At 53.1% G+C, this 13,813-nt stretch carries 14 protein-coding genes; 7 read left to right on the top strand and 7 right to left on the bottom strand.

The genetic code is table 11. From position 1 onward, the window contains the following. Positions 1 to 63: 63 nt before the first annotated feature. The 4 genes from NST84_RS26030 to NST84_RS26045 all read left to right on the top strand — a co-directional run bounded on the left by NST84_RS26030 (position 64) and on the right by NST84_RS26045 (position 5,102). Complete coding sequence (locus NST84_RS26030; RefSeq protein WP_342562984.1) at positions 64 to 750, top strand: response regulator transcription factor; 687 nt, start codon at positions 64 to 66, stop codon at positions 748 to 750. Continuing rightward, positions 747 to 1,781 carry a HAMP domain-containing sensor histidine kinase gene (locus NST84_RS26035; RefSeq protein WP_342562985.1) on the top strand — a complete coding sequence of 345 codons (1,035 nt, stop codon included), beginning with the start codon at positions 747 to 749 and terminating at the stop codon, positions 1,779 to 1,781. Before NST84_RS26030 ends, NST84_RS26035 begins: the two co-directional genes overlap by 4 nt. Positions 1,782 to 1,872: 91 nt before the next feature. Then, the gene (locus NST84_RS26040) at positions 1,873 to 2,574 is read left to right on the top strand and encodes an ABC transporter ATP-binding protein (protein ID WP_342562986.1); all 702 of its coding nucleotides are present in this window, start codon (positions 1,873 to 1,875) and stop codon (positions 2,572 to 2,574) included. Next, a complete protein-coding gene (locus tag NST84_RS26045; protein WP_342562987.1) occupies positions 2,571 to 5,102 on the top strand; it encodes an FtsX-like permease family protein in 2,532 nt (843 codons plus the stop codon). Before NST84_RS26040 ends, NST84_RS26045 begins: the two co-directional genes overlap by 4 nt. A gap of 187 nt (positions 5,103 to 5,289) precedes the next feature. Here the strand turns inward: NST84_RS26045 and NST84_RS26050 are convergent, their stop codons facing one another. Beyond that, on the bottom strand, positions 5,290 to 6,276 hold the full coding sequence (locus NST84_RS26050) for an EamA family transporter (protein WP_342562988.1): 987 nt from the start codon (positions 6,274 to 6,276) through the stop codon (positions 5,290 to 5,292). 156 nt (positions 6,277 to 6,432) lie between these two features. After that, a complete protein-coding gene (locus NST84_RS26055; RefSeq protein ID WP_342562989.1) occupies positions 6,433 to 6,885 on the bottom strand; it encodes an Lrp/AsnC family transcriptional regulator in 453 nt (150 codons plus the stop codon). Positions 6,886 to 7,225: 340 nt separating this feature from the next. Here NST84_RS26055 and NST84_RS26060 point away from each other — a divergent pair, with 340 nt between their 5' ends. Both NST84_RS26060 and NST84_RS26065 read left to right on the top strand, forming a co-directional pair. Then, a complete protein-coding gene (locus NST84_RS26060) occupies positions 7,226 to 7,444 on the top strand; it encodes an ABC transporter permease subunit (protein ID WP_342562990.1) in 219 nt (72 codons plus the stop codon). Then, positions 7,441 to 7,677: a hypothetical protein gene (locus tag NST84_RS26065; protein WP_342562991.1), complete on the top strand. Its 237-nt coding sequence runs from the start codon at positions 7,441 to 7,443 to the stop codon at positions 7,675 to 7,677. The genes NST84_RS26060 and NST84_RS26065 overlap by 4 nt, the downstream gene beginning before the upstream one ends. A 119-nt stretch (positions 7,678 to 7,796) precedes the next feature. On the opposite strand, the gene NST84_RS26070 is transcribed toward NST84_RS26065, so the two are convergent. Then, complete coding sequence (locus tag NST84_RS26070; protein WP_342562992.1) at positions 7,797 to 8,894, bottom strand: NADH:flavin oxidoreductase; 1,098 nt, start codon at positions 8,892 to 8,894, stop codon at positions 7,797 to 7,799. Between the two features lie 238 nt (positions 8,895 to 9,132). On the opposite strand from NST84_RS26070, the gene NST84_RS26075 reads away from it, so the two are divergent. Beyond that, positions 9,133 to 9,726, top strand: coding sequence for a TetR family transcriptional regulator (locus NST84_RS26075; protein WP_342562993.1), 594 nt, complete (start codon positions 9,133 to 9,135; stop codon positions 9,724 to 9,726). A 49-nt stretch (positions 9,727 to 9,775) separates the two neighbouring features. On the opposite strand, the gene NST84_RS26080 is transcribed toward NST84_RS26075, so the two are convergent. From NST84_RS26080 to NST84_RS26095, 4 genes are all read right to left on the bottom strand, one after another. Then, positions 9,776 to 10,630: a MetQ/NlpA family ABC transporter substrate-binding protein gene (locus NST84_RS26080; RefSeq protein WP_342562994.1), complete on the bottom strand. Its 855-nt coding sequence runs from the start codon at positions 10,628 to 10,630 to the stop codon at positions 9,776 to 9,778. An 82-nt stretch (positions 10,631 to 10,712) separates the two neighbouring features. Beyond that, on the bottom strand, positions 10,713 to 11,375 hold the full coding sequence (locus NST84_RS26085; protein WP_342562995.1) for a methionine ABC transporter permease: 663 nt from the start codon (positions 11,373 to 11,375) through the stop codon (positions 10,713 to 10,715). After that, positions 11,375 to 12,130 carry an ATP-binding cassette domain-containing protein gene (locus NST84_RS26090; protein ID WP_342566528.1) on the bottom strand — a complete coding sequence of 252 codons (756 nt, stop codon included), beginning with the start codon at positions 12,128 to 12,130 and terminating at the stop codon, positions 11,375 to 11,377. The genes NST84_RS26085 and NST84_RS26090 overlap by 1 nt, the downstream gene beginning before the upstream one ends. Before the next feature lie 614 nt (positions 12,131 to 12,744). Beyond that, positions 12,745 to 13,755 carry an endo-1,4-beta-xylanase gene (locus NST84_RS26095; RefSeq protein ID WP_342562996.1) on the bottom strand — a complete coding sequence of 337 codons (1,011 nt, stop codon included), beginning with the start codon at positions 13,753 to 13,755 and terminating at the stop codon, positions 12,745 to 12,747. Positions 13,756 to 13,813: the final 58 nt, after the last annotated feature.

Here is a 13,813-nt window from a genome sequence, read left to right on the forward strand (position 1 = left end):
CCTTCACTTTCCCATTCCCTACTATAATAAATTATATTTGCCCAACCCAAAGGAGCAACGCCCTTGAAAACCCTATTAATCGTCGAAGACGACCGCAGCCTGAACAAAGGCATCGCCCTCTCCCTCGCCCAGACCGGACTGCAAATCGAGCAAGCCTACACACTGGCTATGGCGGAGCAGATTTTCAATACAACCAAAATCGACCTGATTCTGTTGGACATTAATCTGCCTGACGGAAGCGGCCTGGACTATTGCGAGCAGCTGAGGAGAAGCTCGCAGGTGCCGGTTATTTTCCTGACTGCCAACGACATGGAGCCGGATATTGTTACCGGATTCGCCATTGGCGGGGATGATTATATTACGAAGCCGTTCAGCCTGATGGTGCTGCGGGCCCGGGTAATGGCTGTACTCAAACGGACTGCCCCTCAGGCTGACGAGGTCCTTACGTTCGGTGCACTGAGCCTTGATTTCGGAAAGCTGGAATTTTATAAGCATAGGGAGCCATTGGCTTTTAGCAAAACAGAGCTCAAGCTGCTGAACATCCTGGTCTCGAATCCCGGCAGCATTTTAAGCAGGGAGCAGCTAATTGATAAAATCTGGTCGCAGGATGCAGAATTTGTGGATGAGAACGCCCTGACCGTGGCCGTAAAACGGCTGCGTGCCAAGCTTGAGGACGACCCTGCCTCGCCCCAATATATCAAAACTGTCTACGGCCTCGGGTACATGTGGGCAGAAAGGCCGCATGTATGATCAATAAAAGCATTGTCCGGCATGACGGACGGCTCCGGTTTATTTTCGCTGCGCTCTTCTTGCTTCTATTAATAGGTTATGCCGGAACCGTGTTCTATCTGGAGGGGTTCAATCCGGCACTCCTGCAGCTCACTCTACTGTTCCTGATTGCCGTGCTCGGTGCAGGTGCGCTATATAACCGTATGCTGCAGCGGCAGACTACAGGCTTCATGGATACGGTGGATGAGATGGTGGACCGGGCGATTCACGGACGGGAGCAGCTGACCCTTTTTGACGAGACCCGGCTGTCCTCCCTTGAACATAAGCTGCTGCGCTATATTGAAGTGGGGAAGGCCAACGAGCATAACCTGGCTGCCGAAAAGAACATGATCAAGGAGCTGATCTCCGACATCTCCCATCAGACCAAGACACCTCTCTCCAATATCCTGCTCTACAGCCAGCTGGTTGCCGAAACCCCGGACCTGAGTCCGGACACCCGGCAGCTGCTGCAGCAGATCGAGGCCCAGTCGGAAAAGCTGGAATGGCTGATAACCTCGCTCATCAAGCTATCCAGGATGGAGTCGGGCATGATCCACTTACAAAGTGAAGTAAGGCCGGTTGCCGCAACCATTACCAGCGCCCTCTCCCACCTGTACACACGCGCCGGCAACAAAAATATCATCATTACCATAGACTGCGACCCGCTTACGGCAGCCCGCCACGATTATAAATGGACCAGTGAAGCGCTGTTCAATCTGCTGGAGAATGCAGTGAAATATACGGAGCCGGGCGGCAGTATCCGGATTACAGCGGAAGGCAATGAGATGTTCACCAGGATCGAGGTAGCGGATACAGGAATCGGAATTGCGGAGGACGAGCTGGAGCATATATTTAAACGCTTCTATAGGGGGCATATCGCCAGGGAGTATGAGGGGATCGGGATCGGACTTTTTTTGGCGCAAAAAATCATCAGTATCCAGGGCGGCTACATCACAGCAGCATCGCAGCCAGGGCAAGGAAGCAGGCTTACCATCTATCTCCCCCAGCTCTGAATGTGTCAATTCCGTCAGATTTCAGACACTGTCCGGTTAGAATGGTCTGTTATCTTAGAGGACAATCACGAATGATGGAGGAGATACGCAAATGCCGATTCTAAGCACCTTAAATCTGAAGAAATATTACGGCAAAGATCCGCAGACTACGGTAAAAGCACTGGATGATATATCCCTGACGGTAGAAAAAGGGGAATTTGTCGCCATTGTCGGCACCAGCGGCAGCGGAAAAAGCACTCTGCTGCATATGCTGGGCGGTCTGGACCGGCCTACGGGGGGCAAGGTGACTGTGGATGGTAACGAGCTTTTTGCGATGAGTGATGAGAAGCTGACGATTTTCCGGCGCCGTTCGGTCGGGTTCGTTTTCCAGAGCTATAATCTGGTACCGATCCTGAGTGTACTTGAAAATATTACGCTTCCCATCGAGCTCGACGGCGGCAGAATTGACCGGATGTATCTGGATCAGGTGATTCAGGCGCTGGGCCTGCAGTCCAAAATCCATTCCCTCCCTTCTAATCTCTCTGGCGGACAGCAGCAGCGGGTCGCTATTGCCAGAGCGCTCGCTACCAAGCCGTCGATCATTCTGGCGGACGAGCCGACAGGCAATCTCGACAGCAAAACAAGCCAGGAAGTGCTGATCCTGCTGAAGCAAATGAGCGAAAAGTTCAATCAGACCATTGTCATGATTACGCATAACGAGTCCATCGCCCAGACAGCCGACCGGATTATCCGTATCGAGGACGGGCGCATTGTATCCGGGAACGCAGCCTCGGCCGGAGCTAAGACATTATGATTGCCAATAATAACGGCAAGATTGTAACCCGGCTCTCCATCAAAAGCCTGCGGGTAAGTCCGCTGCGCAACCTGGCCGTCATCTCCGCTGTGGTGCTGACGACTCTGCTGATAACCTCGATTTTTACGATGTCGCTCAGCCTTAACAAGTCGATGGAATTAACGATGATGAAGACGGTCGGGACAGATTTTCACGGCAGCTTCAAACGGGTAAGCCCTGAGCAGATAAAGATATTAAGGGAGCATCCGAGCATTAAGGAATACGGTGTTATGCTCCATGCCGGGCTTTTGCGGAACGAGGTGTTCCGGGACAGTCCGGTAGAGGTTAAACGGATTGATGAGGCTTCCGCTAAACATAGCTTCATTCATTTAATAGAAGGAGGCCTGCCTGAAGCTGAGAACGAGGTTGTGCTGAGCACCTGGGTGCTGGATAAGCTTGGTGTGAGGCACGCCTTAGGTGAAAAGATACAGCTGGACATTGATATTACGGAGCGTGTTCTCAAGCAGGATTTTGTCGTGTCAGGCTATTATGAAGCGGATAAAAATCTGGCGATCGCAGGGCTGGCCTTTGTCTCCGATGCATGGGTGCAACAACACATATCAGGGATCGATCCGGCAGAGTCTGAAGCCAGCGGCTCCTATGTAAACACCGAAGAGATGAGCGTAATGTTCAAGAATGCCGTCGATATTGAAAAAAAGCTGGATAAAGTGCTCGCCGATACAGGTATAGATAGACCTACTGGGGTCAACTGGGCTTATACGACATCTTCCCTATCCGACAATCTAATTGAATTTGTGCCTTATGTAGCTGTCATCTTCATTATTATGCTAAGCGGGTATCTGCTGATTTATAATATTTTTTACATATCAGTTGTGCGGGATGTGAAGTTTTATGGTCTGCTAAAAGCGATCGGGACGACACCGAGGCAGCTCAAACGCATGCTCAGAGTACAATCACAAGTATTATATCTGATCGGGCTTCCCTTCGGCCTTGCTGCAGGCTACGTAATCGGACGGCTGCTCACGCCGATGCTGAACACTTTTTCCAGTGAGCCTATGGAAGCCGCTTATTCCGCCAGCCCGTGGATTTTTATCGGAGCCGCCCTGTTCGCCTATCTGACAGTATGGATTGCCGCTGGCAAGCCCGGCCGGATGGCCGCGCGGATTGCCCCTGTCGAAGCAGTCAGGTATACGGGAGTGCAGACAACGCGGCGGATGAACAAACGCTTGAAGCGCGGAGGCCGGCTGCATGTCATGGCTTTCACGAACCTGTTCCGCAGCAAAAAGAAGCTCACCCTCATGCTGACCTCCCTCTCCTTGAGCATAGTGCTGTTCAGCATTATTTTTACGGTAATAGGTTCGCTGGATGTGAATAAGTATCTTAGCACGTTTCTTTCCGGGGATGTGGTGATCCGCAATGAGAAAATTGAAACACATGAAGGTGAGCGCCCAGGTGATCCTTATAAGCTGTCGGAAGCATTTAGCAGTGAATTGGAGCGGATCGACGGCGTGGAGAGTGTGGAGAAGGTTTACTACTATTATGATATTCATGATATGGATGAGAAAATACGTGCTGTATTGCAGCCTCTGTCAGAGACAGAGCCGAAGGAGCCTTATCTTACCAGCCTGCTGGAGCGAAACTCCATTTATCTGCAATTGTACGGCATCGATCCCGGGTGGTATGACCTGGTGCAGAAGGATGTAATTGAAGGGCATTTCGACCGGCAGAAATTCGCTTCAGGTGACTATGTGCTGGTGGCTCAAACTCTTATGTTTGGCGAGGACGAATACACTAATTATCATCATCCCGGTGACATGATAGAGTTCAAAAACCTGGGCAAAAGCTATGAGGTTATGGCTGTGATGAATTACGATGCACTCTATGCTGCCACGACCCAGGCTTTCTCAACGTACGGGTTTAATGCGTTTTTCCCCTCATCGGAATTAACCAGAGAGCTGCCTGCGGGGACCAACCCGCCATGGGCGCTGTCAGCAACCCTGCATATTGACCCGGACAAGCTGGACAGTGCGACACAGGCAGCCAAAGCTCTGGCCGCTTCCAGTGATGAGCTGGTGGTTAAATCTAGAGAGGATTACCGGGAGGAGCTGGACGGATTTATCCGGGTTTTTCAGATTATCGGCTATGGCCTTAGCTTCGTTATTGCGCTGATTGGTGTCTTGAATTATATCAATACAGTCGTTACCGGCGTTATTATGCGGAGGAATGAATTCGCTCTGCTGGAGAGCATCGGTATGACCAAACGCCAGCTCAAAAAAATGCTGATCTATGAGGGGCTGTACAATGTCCTTCTGACCACAGCCATTACCTCAACCCTCGGTGTCTTTCTCACTTATAACATTGCCAAGAGCATCGCGGGCAACACGGCTTTTACCTTATTCCGCATGAGCTGGCTGCCCTTTGTGCTGGTCGTCCCGGTGCTGGCTGTCATTGCTTACACGGTAACCCTGAGCTCGTACAGGATGCTGAGTAAAGATACGCTGATTGAACGGCTGCGGCAGACGGAATAGCGAAAATAATGGAGCAGGCAGATCCGTATGGTTACGGGTCTGCCTGTTGTTATTTGATGAAATTCCGGCATATTCAAGCCGCCCAGATTAGACGGTCAGGTCATTCGGCCATTTATCCGAAAGTCCCATCTGCGTGATCCCCGCCTGCCCTCTCAGCCTTGCAATGTTACGCCCTACCTTGGTCATATCAAACGTTGCTTGAGTTGCTATCCTGCACCTTTACCGGCCGGCCGCGGAACACCGTAACTACCGCCACCGAGGCAATAATGATAGCGGCTGATATCCAGGTCCCGGCCGTCAGCTGCTCCCCGGCCAATAGCCAGCCAAGCAGAACGGCCACAACCGGATTTACAAAGGCATAGGTTGAGACGAGCGTGGGCTCGGCATTTTTGAGCAGCCAGATGTAGGCGGTGTATGCAATAACCGAGCCGAATACAACAAGATAGCCAAAGGCGAGGTATGAGCGGCCTGTAATTTGTGCAATATTCAGCTGGCTCCAGTCTCCGGTGAACACGGAGAAGATCATCAGCAGTACTCCCCCGGTCAGCATTTGCGCCGCCGTGGACATCAGCGGGGAGCCTGGCAGCCGGGCGCCGCGAGAGTACATCGAGCCCGCAGCCCAGCTGATGGATGCCGCCAGCAGAGCAATGATTCCGATGATGTCAAGGCTCGGCCCTCCTCCGCTGCCCTGACCCGGCTGCAGTACCAGCACCGCTATGCCCAGAAAGCCCAGCACAATGCCGGCGATAACTCCGGCCCCGGGCCGTTTGCCGCCCCGGCCGAGCCAGCCTATCAGCAGTATCCAGACAGGGACTGCCGCTACGATCAGCGAAGCCACAGACGAGGACACTCGCTGCTCCGCCCAGGCGACAACACCGTTGCCGCCAAGCAGCAGCAGTGCGCCGACAATCGCGGCCGAGCGCCATTCCTTAAGCATCGGACGCCGTGCACCGCCCAGCCTGGAGAGGAGATACAGCACAACACCTGCTGTGAAGAATCTGGCTCCGGCCATCAGAAAAGGAGGCATGCTCTCAACGGCCACCTTCATTCCGAGATAGGTGCCCCCCCAGAACAGGTAGACGGCCACCAGGGCAACGCCGGTTAAGTAGAAGGCTTTGCCGGGTTTGCCTGGCGTATGTGCCGCCTCTGTCTGCATTTTGGCTGTAGGTCTCATTATTATTACCTCCCAATTTTTCTGAATTTGGTATGTAAGAAAAATCCTGCTGCAAGTGTCTGTGCAAAAAAATCCGGACTTACACAGCTTAGTGCATTCCCCAGACTAGGCTGTGAACCCGGATTATTTAATAGATAAGGCTGCTACAGAGGACTTCTATTCCCCCTTCAAGCCATCTTCATAAATGGTGGATAACACAAAGGTGGTTGACGTTTCCTTGACTTCGGGAATTTTGACCATTTCATCAATCAGCTGAGTAATCTGCTCCGGCGAGCCTACCCGCACTTTTAGCATCATGCACCACTCCCCGGCCATACGCAGACACTCTATCAGCGTCACCCCGGGAATCTGCATGGCCACTATCTGCTCGGCTACCTCCTGGAAGTGGCGGCTGACCACTTTGACCGAAATAACCACCTTGATTTTCTGATCCAGCCTGCTCCAGTCGACAAGCCCTCTGTAGCCCTTAATGATTCCATTCTTTTCAAGCTTCGCCACCCGCTGATGGACCGACGGACGCGAAATATGCAGCAGCTTGCCGATCTCCTCATGGGACAGCCTGCCGCTCTTCTCCAGCAGCTTCAGAATACTGATATCCATTTCATCCATTACGTCAGCCTCCTGGCCAAATTATAGCATGAATTATTCCGGCGTAAACGTATCGTAGGCATAGTCAAGCAAACTCCAACGATTCGAAAGATACAATTCCTAACGGATGCTATATCGTTATCAGAACATCCATAATCCTGAGGTGAAATTACGATTCGTCAGCACGCTGAATAAGTGTTTTTTGTGCATTATAGTTGTACAAAGTGAAGCTAACCTGCAAAAGCAGACTGGGGACGGTTCAAATTCCCGCAAAAAAACGGACACAGCATGCCGTGACTCAACGCAGCTTCTCGAGGTCCCGGCTGCAGGACAGCCGCTCCTCTTCAGGCGTATCTTCCGCATGTGCCAAAATCTCCAGCTGCGGAATGTTCCTTCCGATCTGCTGGAAGCAGGCGAGCTTGACGGGGCCGGCGCTGTGCAGAAATTCTTCCGGATTACCGTGCCGCTGATTTCACCAACCACCCTGTTTCTGTTCGTGGTGCAGATGGTCCAGGCGCTGCAGGTCTATGATCAGATTAACGTACTGACACGGCTGAACAGCTCCAGTGGCTGGAGTTGAAGCTTGGCGGACGAGCTGAAGCGGAGCAGCCCGTCTTTCTCTTCCTGCATCAGCCGCTGATCAACACCGTGGCCGGCTCGCTTGAAGCGCAGAACTGGTACGGGGTTACACAAGACAAGGAGCTGCGCTCCATTCTGGACAAATTCCCGCAGACTCTGCTGTGGTGCGTGGACGCGATTTTACCACTGGAACATGGATTGATGCGGCTTGCTTCGAGGTTCCTGCTTTGCTGAAAACTAACGGTTAATGCCAGCCGCTTACAACGACATGACTAGAGTAATAAAAAAACAGCGGTCTCTCCTTTCCTTAATGGAGCAACCGCTGCTTTGCATTGTATCCTGTAACACCCGGCTTAATATAGTACAGCCGCAGCTTCCGGTGTAAACGGCTTAATCTCGTCCAGCCTGCCTTCATGCACCTTCTTCGCCCACGCCGGATCGCCGAGCAGCGCGCGGCCTACAGCCACCAGATCGAATTCCTGCTGCTCCAGCTTCTCTTTCAGTATGCCGTAATTAACGGAGCTGTCCTCCCCGTCACCTGCTATGCCTACGGAGCCGACAGCAATGGTCGTCTTGCCGCTGAGCTTCTTCACCCAGCCTGCCAGGCTGAGCTCTGATCCGGCAAACGCCGGCTCGTTGATGCGGCGGGTTGAAACATGAAAAATATCTACTCCCGCTTCAACCAGTACCTTCAGGAACTGCTCCAGCTGCTCCGGCGTTTCCCATAGCTTCGCAGTGTAGTCCGCCATTTTCCATTGCGACAGCCGTATCGAGACCGGATACTCCGGCCCCACCGCAGCACGTACAGCCCGCACTACCTCCGCCGCAAAGGTGGTGCGCTGCAGACCATCGCCTCCGTAACGGTCCGTGCGCCGGTTTGTTTTTGCCCAAAAGAACTGGTCAATCAGAAAACCGTGCGCCCCGTGCAGCTCGATCCCGTCAAAGCCGACCCGCTGCGCATGCTCAGCCGCTTCCGCAAATGCCCGGATCACTTCGGCAATCTCCGTTTCAGTCATCGGCTCACTCACTTGCTTGCCTTCAAGATCAAGCCCTGAGGGTCCGAGAGACCTGGCGTGCGGATTAGGCCCCGTGCCTTCGGGCCGGATCATCCCCATATGCACCAGCTGCGGGAAAATCGTGCCCCCCGCTTCGTGCACCAACCGCACTACTCTGCCCCAGCCTGCCAAAGCCGCCTCCCCGAACATATCCGGTAATCTGGACTCACTCGCCGCTGCCGGGTGGCCGATAACCGCCCCCTCTGTAATCACAAGTCCGACTTCATTCTCCGCTCGACGGCTATAGTACGCAGCTACATCCTCTCCCGGCACTCCGTCCGGCGAAAAAGCCCGCGCCATCGGTGACATGACAATCCGGTTAGGTATCGTTAATCGCCGAACCTTATAGGGCTCAAACAAGGCTTCCAATGCTTGTGTCTGCTGCTCATTCCTCAATTGCAACGCCTCCCAGAACTTCCGGGTCCTCGCCCGGGGTATTTTCCCAAGCCGTTTACGGCGGGATCTGTAAGCAAGCTTACCAATCAGACAGCCCCCCAACAACCGACAATCCCGCCGGAATGTTGCTTAAGCGAAGCCCTTGGACAATTGTCGGAAAAAAAGAAACGTTTGTTGTCACACTGGCTCATGATTATAATTAGAAGAATCTTTTGACACCAGAAAGGAATGTTCATTGATGGCTAATGTACTATCCCCTAATCCGACCGATCCGCGTGTGATCCGGACACGGCAGCTGATTCTGGACGCCTTCCTCCGCCTGCTGAATACCAAGGATTTCAACCAGATTACGATCAGTGATATAACCAGTAACGCAACTATTAACAGGGCTACGTTCTATGCCCATTTTGCCGATAAATACGCGCTGCTTGAAGCTATGCTGTCCAGTGCTTTTACAACCCTGGTCGTCCAGAAGCTGGAGGCAGAAGCCCCGCTGACCGGGCAGACCCTTCTGGAGCTTATTGTGGCCCTGTGCGCTTACCACGAATCAAGCCAGCATTGCGTCAAGAAATATGATTCCGTGGCACTGCTGATTGAAGAAAATATTAAGCTCCAGCTGGAACAGCTCCTTCTCCGGCTGCTTGGCAGAACGGCGGGCACACCGGTCTCATCCAAAGAATTAGGCTCCGCCGCAACGCTGCTAAGCTGGTCCATCTATGGGGTCACCTACCGCTGGAATCAGGATGGCCGGACAGAAGCGCCTGCCGAGCTGGCCAAGCGCGTTAGCCCGTTTATTATCGGAGGAATCTCCCATTTGCATAGTATCACATAAAAAAAGGCCCCCGGTGATGGTTCACAGGGATAGCCTCTTTCATTACATGTTATTTAAAAGCCGGCAGAGCGATGTCTGCATAATTATCCTCCAGGAACTTCTTCACCTCAGGGCCGCTGATGCGTTTTGCAAGCTTCTGGATGGCATCGGAACCCTGGTTATCTTCGCGGGCTACAAGCGTAATGGTGAACTCGGAATCCTCACGTTCGGTAATCAGCGCATCCTTCTTCGGAGTCAGGCCAAGCGGACTGGCATAAGCCGGGGTCATTGCCACCAGATCGCCGTCATCCAGCATCCGGGCCAGCATCAGCAGATCGACTTCCTCGAACTTGAAGTTCTTCGGATTTTCCGTAATATCCGCCTGGGTTGCTGTGATGCCTACTCCATCCTTAAGCTTGATCAGACCGGCATCGGCAAACATCTGCAGCGAACGTCCGATATTCGACGGGTCATTGGCCATTACCAGCTTCGCGCCTTCCGGCAGCTCCTCGATGGATTTGTACTTTTTGGAATATCCGCCGTAGATCGCATCATACACAGGCTGTACCGGAACGAGGTTCGAGCCCTTACTGTCATTGAACTGCGTCATGTAAGGCACATGCTGGAAAAAGTTCGCGTCCACTTCCTTGTTCGCCAGCGCCTCATTCGGCTGTACATTGTCGGACAATACGACGATCTCCATATCCACCCCATCTTCAAGCAGCAGCGGTTTTACAATATCAAGAATATCGGTCATCGGGGGAATCAGCGTTGCTACCTTGATTTTCACGGGTTCTGAACTTGCAGCTGTTGCCGCCGGTGCCTCTGTAGCTTCAGTAGTATTTTGAGCATTGTTAGTGTTGTTACCACAGCCTGCAGCAATCAGGACGAACAGCATCAGCATCGCAATCATGGACTTTTTCATTGTTTTTCAATAACCCCCATTGTTTATATTTGGATTTCAAAATAGTACAGCCTGCACATTCCGACTTCAGTCTTTCCTTAAATCAGCGCTTATCCAGCAGTCTTGCCACGGTACTTCCGGTGAACTGGATCAGCTGCACGAGCACAATCATAACGACGATGGCGTATACCATCACTTCTGTCTCAAACCGCTGGTACCCGTAACGGATGGCAAAATCGCCCACACCCCCGCCGCCAACCACACCCATCACCGTTGAAAAAGAGATAAAGCTGATCGTTGAGGCCGTGAGTCCGAGCACCAGGCCCGAGCGCGCTTCCACATACAGAAACTTGAAAATCAGTTCCAGCTTTGATGCCCCCATCGACAGGGCCGCCTCAATTGTACCCCTGGGAACCTCCAGCAGGGACTGCTCCACCAGACGCGCATAGTAGGCAACGGCGACCACGGATAGAGGCACCGTCGATGCGACTGTTCCGATAGCGGTTCCAACCAGAAAGCGGGTTACCGGAATCAGCGCCACCACCAGCAGCAGGAACGGGAAGGAGCGGACCACATTGACGATGCTGTTCAGCACCAGCGACAGGCTGCGGTTCTCATAAAGCTGTCCCTTGCGGCAAAAATACAGCAGCGTCCCCAGCGGAAGCCCGACCAGCAAAGCCGCCAAAATCGAAATTCCGACCATGACAAAGGTTTCACCGATGGACTCCCACATCAAATCCTGGTATTTCAGCATGCTTTCCCACATTATCGCCCACCTGCCTTGCCGGTAATCTGCTCGCGGTAGGAGCCGGTATGCCCCGAAGGCGGAAGGAACCCGTTCTCTTCCCGGGAAAAGGAATCCACGATCCTCCCGCCCTCCATGACGGAGACCTCAGTGCAGATACTGCGCACCACATCCAGCTCATGGGTTACGATAACGATCGTTACGCCGAGCGCGGAGTTAATATGCTTCAGCACGCTGAGGATATCCGCCGTGGTGACCGGATCCAGCGCAGAGGTCGGCTCGTCGCACAGCAGCAGCTGCGGGCTGTTCGCCAGGGCGCGGGCAATCGCTACCCGCTGCCGTTGTCCGCCGCTGAGCCGGGCGGGATACTGCTCCGCTTTATCGGACAGGCCGACAAAATCGAGCACCTCGGCCACCCGCTTCTGCCGCTCGCCCTTGGGCACGCGGGCCAGCTCCAGCGGAATCGCCACATTGCGGCTGACAGTAGCATTGGCGACAAGATTGAAGTGCTGAAAGATCATGCCGATCTTCTGCCGCTCCCGGCGCAGCTCTTTCTCTGTTAATGCTGTCAGCTCCTTGCCGCCTGCCGTCACAACGCCTTTGTCGGGACGCTCCAGCAGATTCATCAGGCGCAGCAGCGTCGACTTGCCGGCTCCGCTGGCCCCGATAATCCCGTGGACTGAAGCCGGTTTCACCGAAAGCGATACGTCCCGGACCGCATAGTGACTGCCTTCCTTCAGTTCGAAGCTTTTACTTACTCCGCTCAGCGCTAAAATCGTATTCCGCCCCTCTCCGGACTTACTGATAATAAAGCTTGTTCCCCCGTAAAGTGTACTACAACTATTTTAAAACTGTTTTATTAAAAATCTCTTTAAATAATAAGGCATAACCTTCACTGTGTCATCATTTATTTTGAAAATGATATATCAGACCTACTGGAGGAATACCTTCTTCTAAGGATGTGCGGCTGGAGTTAAAATTATCCTGCTGCTTTGAAGTAGGTCAAACCTCGGTGCGCGGTCAGCTTTATTGGTGGTGGCTGCTTTATAGCCGGGGGCCGGCAAATTAAAGGGGGTTTTCCTTTGATGGCGGGCTTGAGGCGGGATTCTGGGGTGTATTAATGGGATTTTTCCCTTTAACGACCGCTCCCAGCCAGCTTTAGGCTTATGGCAAAGTTACTTAACTGCATAAACAAAGCAGCGGTCCCATAAACCGGAGACCGCTGCTTAGCTTGTATAGCTTCTCTAACTAAATAATGTGCTTCATTCGGATTAATGATAAGACGTTGAAAACCCATACAGTTACTTTAACAAATCCGATCACGCCTCATTCAGAGTAATAGCACAACGCCGGATGACTCCGCTTACTTGGCTAATTGTGACTCAGCGGCTCAGCGGCTGCGCGCAGCAAGCCGCTCGAATGCGGGCTTTGGCCTGTGCTGTTCGTCGAACAGGAACGGCCAGTTTTTCCGTCCGCGGACAGGGAAGTTGTCCAGCCAGGTGTAATCGTCCGCTGCCCCCCAGAAGGTGACGGACGAGATGACCTGCCGGTATTCCCGCAGCAGCCGGAATACCGCCTCATACCGCTCCGCCTGGAGCTCCAGCAGCTCCGGCGGCGGGCTTGTCAGGTCCGTCCGCTTATCGTCGAAGCGGAACAAGGACATGTCCAGCTCGGTAAGCTGCAGCTGCAGTCCGAGCGAAGCGTACTTCTCGATCGCTGCCCGGATGTCATCCAGTGCCGGATCGTACAGATTCCAGTGTGCCTGCAGGCCGGCACCGTGAACAGGGACTCCCTGCTCCAGCAGCGACTTCAGCAGCGCATATATTTTGTCGCGCTTCTGCGGGTGCGACTCATTGTAGTCGTTATAGAACAGCAGCGCCTGCGGATCAGCCTCATGGGTATATTCAAACGCCTTGGCAATAAACTCGGGGCCGGCAATCTCCAGCCACTTGGATGGCCGCAGCAGCTCAGGGCCTTCATCGGCAATGACCTCATTAACCACATCCCAGGCATAAATCTGCCCCCGGTAACGTCCGACAACTGTATCAATATGCGACTTCAGGCGTGACAGCAGAAGCTCCTTGCTCACTGCCTCGCCAGCTCCATCCGTAAATAACCAGTCACTTGTCTGGTTATGCCACACCAGTGTATGACCCCGCATCGCCAGCCCGTGCCCCCGGGCAAAAGCCGCCAGCTCGTCCGCCTGATCAAAGGTGTACACCTCCTCCTGCGGGTGCACACTCTCAAATTTCATCTCATTCTCGGCGGTGATACTATTGAAATGATAGGCGAGCAGCTGCTCCTGCGAGCGGATCGTCAGCGGATTTACCGCTGCGCCGATCTTAAAATCATCAGTAAACATGCCCTTTAAAGACGGCCCGTTAAAGCTGTTATTTCCCATCCCTGGCAGCCTCCCAAAAAATAAAATTTCAGCCCTCACCCTGCGTAAATAGTAAACC

It is taken from the genome of Paenibacillus sp. FSL R7-0345, assembly GCF_038595055.1.
In the GTDB taxonomy this organism is placed as follows: Bacteria; Bacillota; Bacilli; order Paenibacillales; family Paenibacillaceae; genus Paenibacillus_AQ.